The organism is Stenotrophomonas sp. SPM, assembly GCF_003105135.1.
In the GTDB taxonomy this organism is placed as follows: domain Bacteria; phylum Pseudomonadota; class Gammaproteobacteria; order Xanthomonadales; family Xanthomonadaceae; genus Stenotrophomonas.
In genome coordinates, this window is sequence record NZ_QETL01000135.1 from 1 (window position 1) to 8806 (window position 8806).

General features: G+C 68.1%; 7 protein-coding genes. All 7 read right to left on the reverse strand.

Annotated elements, in window-relative coordinates:
• Positions 1-121: 121 nt before the first annotated feature.
• From DCO49_RS18305 to DCO49_RS18335, 7 genes are read right to left on the reverse strand one after another with little or no spacing between them, the layout of a single operon-like run.
• Positions 122-1240, reverse strand: coding sequence for a BatA domain-containing protein (locus DCO49_RS18305; RefSeq protein WP_116865215.1), 1119 nt, complete (start codon positions 1238-1240; stop codon positions 122-124).
• The gene (locus DCO49_RS18310; RefSeq protein WP_116865216.1) at positions 1237-2133 is read right to left on the reverse strand and encodes a DUF58 domain-containing protein; all 897 of its coding nucleotides are present in this window, start codon (positions 2131-2133) and stop codon (positions 1237-1239) included. Before DCO49_RS18310 ends, DCO49_RS18305 begins: the two co-directional genes overlap by 4 nt.
• Positions 2134-2140: 7 nt before the next feature.
• Positions 2141-3124, reverse strand: a complete 984-nt coding sequence (locus DCO49_RS18315; RefSeq protein WP_116865217.1) for a MoxR family ATPase — start codon at positions 3122-3124, stop codon at positions 2141-2143.
• Positions 3125-3137: 13 nt separating this feature from the next.
• A complete protein-coding gene (locus tag DCO49_RS18320; RefSeq protein ID WP_116865218.1) occupies positions 3138-3845 on the reverse strand; it encodes a DUF4159 domain-containing protein in 708 nt (235 codons plus the stop codon).
• Positions 3845-5179, reverse strand: coding sequence for a TldD/PmbA family protein (locus DCO49_RS18325; RefSeq protein ID WP_108767250.1), 1335 nt, complete (start codon positions 5177-5179; stop codon positions 3845-3847). Before DCO49_RS18325 ends, DCO49_RS18320 begins: the two co-directional genes overlap by 1 nt.
• A 21-nt stretch (positions 5180-5200) precedes the next feature.
• Complete coding sequence (locus DCO49_RS18330; RefSeq protein ID WP_116865219.1) at positions 5201-6835, reverse strand: TldD/PmbA family protein; 1635 nt, start codon at positions 6833-6835, stop codon at positions 5201-5203.
• A gap of 31 nt (positions 6836-6866) precedes the next feature.
• Entirely contained in the window at positions 6867-8498 is a 1632-nt protein-coding gene (locus tag DCO49_RS18335; RefSeq protein WP_165835755.1) for a TldD/PmbA family protein, read from the reverse strand.
• Positions 8499-8806: the final 308 nt, after the last annotated feature.

Here is an 8806-nt window from a genome sequence, read left to right on the forward strand (position 1 = left end):
GCATCGAAGCCGCCCAGGCGCAGGGTCAGCGCGGTGGCGGCCAGCGCCCACGGCAGGCCAAGCAGCACAGTGATGCTGGCGCGGCGGCGACGTGCGCGCTGCCAGCTGCGCTGCAACGCGTTCATGCCGGCCTCCGCGCAGCGCGACTGGCCATTCCGCGCTCCAGCGCGAACAGCAGCACGATGGCCAGCAGCAGCCACGGGGTCAGCTCGCGTGGTGCGGCGGCGTTCACGGGCAGTACCGCCTGCTGCGGTGCGTGATCGCGCGCATCGCCCACGCGCGATGGCGCTGGTGGCTGCAGGGCCAGCAGCAGGGCCTGCGGCAAGCGGGCATCACGCAGTGCGCCGTTGTGGGCGGCGTCCCATTCGCCGGGCAGCGACAGCAGGCGACCCTGGCCGACGCGCTGCTGCCACAGCAGCGGTGCACCCTCGGCACTTCGCAGCACCACCGTGGCGGCAGCATCAGGTCTGGCCGCGGTCATCACGCTGCCGCCTTCGCGCAGCCAGGCCTGCCATGCCGCCGGCAGTGCATCGCTACGGCCCCACACCGCAATCTCGCCGGGTGCGGGCAGTGTGTCGGCAGGCAGCTCGGCGGCGGCAGGCTGGATGCTCCACGCGCGCTGCAGGGCGCCGATCCAGTGCCGCGCGCTGTCCGGTGCCTCGGCATGCACGCGCAGGCGTGGCGGGGACAGTGCTGCCTGCGTGCTCGCAACGGGCACGGCATGCGCCTGCCACTGCACGCTGCGGGACACCTGCAGGCGTGCGCCATCGAGGCCGGGCAGCGGGTCGGGCACATGTACGGTCAGCGCGGTGCCGGCGGGCAGCTGCGCGTCGAGTTCGCGCAGCAGGCTCGCAAGCGCCACAGGTGTCGTGGGTGCTGGTTGTTCGACGGTCGGGAAGCCAGGCGCCAGCCAATGCCAGTTGCCCTCTTCGCCGGTGCCGCGCAGTGCGCGGGCATCCAGCCCGGGGGCGACCACGGTCCAGGCGCTGGGCGGTGCTGCGCTGCCGGTCAGCGCCGGGCGCGCCAGCAGCAGCGCCAGTGCGGCCAGCAACAGCAGGCGCACCAGCAGCAGCGGCCAATCATCGAAGCGGATGCGCTGGCGCGGGCGGATCTGTGCGCGCAGCCAACGCAATGCGGCGAAATCCAACGGCGTGTACGGATGGCGCCGGGCGAGGTGGATCAGCAGTGGCAGCAGCCACGCGGCCAGTGCGGCCAAGCCCAGCGGGAACAGCAGGTTCATGCGCCGCCCCCGCGGCCGAACAGCGCCTGCAGCGGCTGGTCCAGCGGATGGTCGAGCCAACCGGTGGCGCTGGCGATGCCGCTGGCCTGCAGGCGTGCCTGCAGGGCGCTGTGTGCGGCAGCGAAGCGCTGCAGGTAGTCGGCTCGGATCGCGGCGCCATCGCCCAGCAGTTCCTCGCCGGTTTCCGGATCGCGGAAGCGATGGCCGGCATCGAAGGGGAAGTCACGCTCGTCGGCGGTCAGCACCTGCAGCAGCATCACCTCGCGGCGTGCGCTGGCCAGGTGTTCCAGCAGCACGATGCTGGTTTCATCGAAGCCATCGCCGATGGCCAGCAGCAGATCGCCCGGGCGCACGCGTTCCCACAGCGGGCGCAGGCGGTCGGCGGCTGGCCAGCCACCGCGCGCCTGCAGGGCATGCAGTTGCAGGTGCACGCGGTCACGCTGGCGCGCGCCGTGGCCGGCTGGTACCAGCTGCAGGCCATCGCCGTTGATCGCCAGCAGGCCGAAACGATCGCCCTGCTGCAGGGCCAGCTCGACCAGGCAGGCGGCCAGCCCGCGCATGTGGTCCAGACGCGTGCGCTGCGGCGCGGCGCGGTCGGCCTGGCCGGCCGAGGCGGTGGCATCGAGCAGCAGCCAGACAGTGATCGGGCTTTCGCGTTCGGATTCGCGCACGAAGAAGCGGTCCGAGCGCGCGTACAACTTCCAGTCGATCTGGCGCAGTTCGTCGCCGGGTTCGTAGGCGCGGTACTGGGCGAATTCCAGGCCGGCACCGCGGCTGCGGCTGGCGTGCTGGCCGATGCCGCTGGCGCCGCTGGCCAGGCGCGGCCGCAGGCGCAACGTGCGCAGGCGCGCACGCAGTTCCGGTGGCAGCGTCAGCGGTGTACCGGTGCTCACGCGTGCTTCAACCCGGGAAGGGCACGGCCTGCAGCAGCGCCGCGACCACGTCGTCGGCGCGCTTCTGTTCGGCTTCGGCGGCGAAGGACAGCAGCAGGCGATGGCGCATCACCGGCGCGGCCAGCGCCTGCACATCCTCGCGGGTGGCGGCAAAGCGGCCCTGCAGCCGTGCACGCGCCTTGGCGGCCAGCACCAGCGACTGCCCGGCACGCGGGCCGGCGCCCCACTTCACCCACTGGTTGATCGCGGCCGGTGCGCCGTCGCCGGGGCGGCTGGCGCGTACCAGTCGGGTGATCCAGGCCAGCACATCGGGGCTGACATGCACCTGGCGCACGGCGGCCTGCAGGGCGATCACCGCCTCGGCGTCCATCACCTTCGGCACCGCTTCGGTGGCACCGCCGGTGGTCTGTTCGATGATGCGGCGCTCTTCGTCTTCGCTGGGATAGTCCACCAGCACGTGCAGCAGGAAGCGGTCCAGCTGTGCTTCCGGCAGCGGGTAGGTGCCGGCCTGCTCGATCGGGTTCTGCGTGGCCAGCACGAAGAATGGCGCGGGCAGCTCGCGCGTGGTGCCCGCATGGCTGACCGTGCGTTCCTGCATCGCCTCCAGCAGCGCCGCCTGGGTCTTGGGGGGGGTGCGGTTGAGCTCGTCGGCCAGCAGCAGATTCGTGAAGATCGGGCCCTGCTGGAAGCGGAAATGACGATGACCGGTGCCGTGGTCTTCTTCCAGCAGTTCGGTGCCGAGGATGTCGCTGGGCATCAGGTCGGGGGTGAACTGCACGCGCCGGAACTGCAGCTCCAGTGCCTGCCCCAGCGAGCGCACCAGCAGGGTCTTGCCCAGGCCGGGCGCGCCTTCCAGCAGGCAGTGGCCACCGGCCAGCAGGCCGATCAGCAGCTGCTCGACCACCGTGTGCTGGCCGACCACGGCGCGGGCCAGGGCGCTGCGCAGCCCATCCAGGCGCGGCAGCAGGGAATCGAGATCGAGGGAGGTCATGGCGGTGGTCCGTTCAATTGTTCAACGCGTACATCACGATGTTGACGCCGAAGCGGGTGTTGTCTTCGGCCAGGAAGCGCTTGTTGCGCCAGTCGTAGTCCCACTCGCAGCCGTAATCCTTGTTGCTGTAGAGCAGGCCCAGGCGGCCATCGACCTCGATACCCTTCAGGTAATCGTGCACGAGGTCATCGCCCCAGCCGTTGAGCTCGAAGCCGGTGGCGGGCGGGCCGTCGGGGAAGCGGAAGAAGCTGCGGTAAAGCGCATGGCTGTTGGGCAGCTTCTGCAGGGCCCTGGGCCCGAACAGCCGGCCCATCTGTGCCTCGAACGAGGTGGCGAACAGACCGTCGATGTCATGGTTGCAGTCGTCGACGAAGACGAAGCCGCCGTTGCGCACGTAGCGCACGAAGTTCTGCCGCTCGGCGGCGTTGAACTCCACCAGCGTGTGACCGGCCAGGTAGCAGAACGGCGCCTCCAGCATGCGCGGGTCGGCCAGGGCCACCACGTGTTCCTGCGGGTCGACGCGCAGCGAGGTGTAGTCGATCAGCGAGGTGATCAGGTTGGACGGCATGCGCGCGTCCACGTCCCAATCTCCGGAGTCGTACTGCAGGCGGGTGAACCAGAAGTCGTAGCGCGAACTGCGCGGGCCTGCCTGCGCGAAGGCCGGCAGCGCCGCCGCCGAAGCGGCAGTGGCCAACCAGCGCAGGCAGGCCCGCCGATCCATCAGACCGCGTCGGACAGCGAGGTGAAGGTGAAATCGCGCAGCTTCATCGGCGGGATCATCATCACGTAGCTGGATTCATCACCGGCCACGCGCACCGGCTTGCCCAGCTCTTCGATGTTGTTGAGCATGATGACCGGCGATTCGTTGAAGCGGAAATTCTTCACCGGGTGCTTGATCTGGCCGTTCTCGATGTAGAAGGTGCCATCGCGGGTCAAGCCGGTCAGCAGCACGGTCTGCGGGTCGACCATGCGGATGTACCAGGTGCGGGTGACCAGGATGCCCTTCTGGGTGCCGCGCACCAGATCGGCGGTGCTCTTGTCGCCACCGCTCATCAGCAGGTTGCCCGGCGTGGCCTTGGCGGTCTTGCCCTGCTTCTGTGCCCAGAAGCGCGAGTAGTCCAGGTTGGCGACCTTGCCGTTCTCGATGATGGCCATGCGCTCGCGCGGCATGCCCTCGCCATCCCACGGCAGCACCGGTGCGTCGGCATGCCACGGGTCGGCGTACATGCTCACGCGCGGGTCGTAGACCTGCTCGCCCAGCTTGTTGCCACCGCCCTTCTTGGACAGGAAGCTGCGGCCTTCATCGGCCGAGCGCGCGCTGAAGAAGTTCATCATGAAGCTGATCAGGCCGGCGGCGGCGGCCGGTTCCAGGATGACCGTGTACTTGCCCGGTTCCAGCGCCTTGGCTTCCGAGGATTCGGTGGCCTTGCGCATGGCGATGCGGATGTCCTGGTCGGCCTTGAAGTCCGCCGCGTCCTTCAGGTTGCGGCCGACCCAGCCCGAACCGCGGCCGTCTTCGGTGCGCACGGTGCAGGTGTAGTCGAAGCTTGTGCTGCGCTGGTAGCCGAAGTTGCCGTTGCTGTTGGCGGTGGCATAGAAGCCCTGGCCATCTTCCAGGAAGCCGGCGGCGATCAGGCCATTGCCACGGCACGGCGCGATGGAATCGGCGGCGACCTTGGCGCGGAACGCCGGATCGATGGCGGCGGTGGATTCGCTGAAGGTAGGGCTGGCGCGGTAGGTCTGCTTGCCGATGGCCGGCATGAATTCCGGGTTTTCCGGGGCCAGGCGGGCCAGGTCCTCGGCGCGGCGGACCACGCGTTCCAGCGCGGCATCGTCGAACTCGTTGATCGAGGCGGTGCCCACGCGCTTGCCGAAGGCCACGGTGACGGCCAGCTCGGTGTTGTCCACGATGCCACTGGTGGACACGTTGTTCAGGGCGAAACGGATGTTGCCGTTGATGGAACCGGCCAGTACGGCGGTGCACTCATCGGCCTTGGACAGGGCGATGACCTTGTCGAGGATGGCCTTGGCCTGGGCTTCGGTGAAGATACTCATGGTGTAAGGGCTCCTGACCGGTCAGCCGAGGCTGCGTGCGGTGTTGATGACGTTGATGCCGTTGAAGCGCGCGGTGGACGAGCCATGCGAGACCGCCGAGACCTGGCCCGGCTGGCCCTTGCCGTCGAAGAATGAACCGCCCAGGCGGTAGTCGCGTTCGTCGGCCACGGCGGTGCAGGCGTTCCAGAACTCCGGCGTGCGGATCTGGTAGGCCACGTCTTCCAGCATGCGGGTGATCTTGCCGTTCTTGATCTCGTAGAACAGCTGGCCGCCGAACTGCGCGTTGTAGCGCTGCTGGTCGATGGAGAACGAGCCGTCGCCGATGATGTAGATGCCGTTCTCGACGTCCTTGATCATGTCCGGAACGCTGAGCGGAGTCTTGCCCGGCGCCATCGACACGTTGGCCATGCGCTGGAACTGCACGCTGGACCAGGAATCGGCGTAGCAGCAGCCATCGGACTCGGTCTTGCCGAGGATGTGGGCCTGGTCGCGGATGGTCTGGTAGTCCACCAGTTTGCCGTTGCTGATCAGGTCCCAGCGCTTGCACTTCACGCCTTCATCGTCGTAAGCGACCGCGCCGAGGCTGCCCGGCTGGGTCTTGTCGGCGAAGATGTTGACGTGCTCGCTGCCGTACTGGAAATGCTGCTCGCGCTTGTCCAGGGTGGCGAAGCTGGTGCCGGCGTAGTTGGCTTCGTAGCCGAGCACGCGGTCGAGTTCGAGCGGGTGGCCGATCGACTCGTGGATGGTCAGCCAGGTGTGCGAGGGATCGAGGATCAGGTCGTACTTGCCGGGCTTCACCGAAGGCGCCTTCAGCTTCTCCTGCGCCTGCTTGGCCGCAGCGATGGCGTCTTCCTTCATGTCGTAGGAGGAGCCGTAGTTCACCACGCCATTGGGGGTGAGCACCTTGCCGGCGGCGGCGCCGTCCAGGTACTCGTAGCCCAGGCCCATCGGTGCGGACAGGCCTTCGCGGGTGCGGAACTTGCCGCTGGCCTTGTCGATGGCGGTGACCGTCATCGGTGCCCAGATGCGGTGCACGTCCTGGTCGATGTAGGAACCATCGGTGGAGGCGAAGTACTTCTGCTCGTTGACCAGGAACAGCATCGAGTTGACGAAACTGGCACCGGCGCCCATCGCGGCCGCGTTGACGTCCAGCAGCAGGTCGACCTTCTCCTTGATCGGCACGTCCATGGCGTTCTTGCGGATCGGCGTGCGCCAGCTCACTTCACCCACGCCCGGCGCCTTGGCCAGCTGCACCGGTGCGGTCTGCACGCCTGCGTTGGCCTTGGCAATCGCGGCGGCCTGCTGCGCGGCGCGGGCCACGTCGGCGGTGCCCAGCGCATTGGTGGCGGCGAAGCCCCAGGCGCCGTTGACGATCACGCGGATGCCGACGCCGGTCGACTCCGTGTTCACCACGTTCTGCACCTTGTCCTCGCGGGTGATCACGAACTGCCGCAGGTAGCGGCCGATGCGCACATCGCAGTAGGTGGCGCCGGCGCTGCGGGCGGCCTGCAGCGCGGCATCGGCCAGGCGCTTCTTCAGCCCCAGGTCGAGACTGGACTGCAGCTGCTCGGCGGCGATCGCCTTGCCGAAGAACGACGGCACGATCAGGCCGCCCGCGGTAAGCCCGGTCAGGGCAAGGAAGTCACGTCTCTGCAAGGCAGCTCTCCACGTCGAAGGATGGGACGACTCAGGCGCCGAGACTGCGCGCGGTATTGATGATGTTGATGCCGTTGAAACGGGTGGTGGACGACCCGTGCGAGACCGCCGATACCTGCGCGGGCTGGCCCTTGCCGTCGAAGAAGGAACCGCCGAGGCGGAAGTCACGCTGGTCGCAGATCGCGGTGCACGCGTTCCAGAACTCCGGCGTGCGGATCTGGTAGGCCGCATCCTCGACCATGCCGGCGATCTTGCCGTCCTTGATCTGGTAGTAGAGCTGGCCGCCGAACTGCGCGTTGTAGCGCTGCTGGTCGATGGAATAGGAGCCGCGGCCGTGGATCCAGATGCCGTTCTCCACGTCCTTGATCATGTCGTCCACGCTCAGCGGCGCCTTGCCCGGTGCCAGCGAGACATTGGCCATGCGCTGGAACTGCACGCTGGACCAGGAATCGGCGTAGCTGCAGCCATGCGAGGCCTCGCGACCGAGGATATGGGCCTCATCGCGGGTGGCCTGGTAATCGACCAGCACGCCATCACGCACCAGGTCCCAGCGCTGCGTCTTCACCCCTTCATCGTCGTAGCCGACCGCACCGAGGCTGCCCGGCTGGGTCTTGTCGGCGAAGAAGGTGACGAGGTCGCTGCCCCAGCGGAAACCGGCATCGCGCTTGTCCAGGGTGGCGAAACTGGTGCCGGCGTAGTTGGCCTCGTAGCCCAGCACGCGGTCCAGTTCCAGCGGGTGGCCGACGTTCTCGTGGATGGTCAGGAACAGGTTGGACGGGTCCAGCACCAGGTCGTACTTGCCGGGCTTCACCGAGGGCGCCTTCAGCTTTTCGCGCGCATGGCGGGCGGCGGCGATGGCGTCCTCGACCGGGTCGTAGGAATCGCGGTAGGCGGTGAGGCCGCCGGGCAGCTGTACCTTGCCGCGCGCATCGCCATCGAGGAATTCATAGCCCATGCCCATCGGCGAGGACAGCCCGGCACGGGTGCGGAACTTGCCGCTGGCCTTGTCGATGGCGGTAGCGGTGAACGGCAGCCAGATGCGGTGGATGTCCTGGTCGATGAAGGAGCCGTCGCTGGAGGCGAAGTACTTCTGTTCGTTGACCAGGAACAGCGTGGAATTGATGAAGTCGGCGCCGGCATCGAGCGCGGCGCCGTTGAGCGCCAGCAGCAGTTCGATCTTGTCCTGGATCGGCACGTCCATGGCGTTCTTGCGCACCGGGGTCTGCCAGCGCACCTCACCGACCGCCGGCGTCGGTGCCAGCTGCACCGGACGGGTCTGGATGCTGGCGTTGGCACGGGCAATGGCCGTGGCCTGCTCGACCGCGCCGCGCACGGCGGCCTCGGTCTGCTGGTGGGTGGCGGCGAAGCCCCAGGCACCGTTGACCAGGACCCGCACGCCCACGCCGGACGACTCGCGGTTGGTCACGTTGCCGACCTGGTGTTCGCGGGTGACCACCGACTGGTTGAGGTAGCGGCCGATGCGCACGTCGCAGTAGCTGGCCTTGGCCGTACGGGCGGCGGACAGGGCCACCTCGGCCAGGCGCCGGCGCTGGGTGGTATCAACCGGCGCCAGCAGCTGCTCGGCCGCGATCAGCCGCGAATGCGGCAGCACCAGGCCGGCAAGGCCCAGACCGGAATACGCCAGGAACTCACGTCGTTGCAAAGCGTCTCTCTCTCTTTCACACCTGTGCGGAGGGCAAAGGACCACTCCGATCACTTGAACTGTCCGACTTTCGCCAGCGCGGGGCGATCGGGCAAGTGACTGCAGTCATGGTAGGGGAGGGTTTCGGCAGGGCTGCGCCCTGCACCCGCAGAGGCCAGGGCCAGAGCAACGTCAAAAGCTGGCATTCCGTGGGATGGCGGGGTGGTGTCGGATTGCGGGGACGCCGTAGACCCATCCATGGGGGCTTGGCCGCGGCATCCATGCCGCGGACACCCCGCAATCCGACACCGCCCCACCTCTGACAGTTC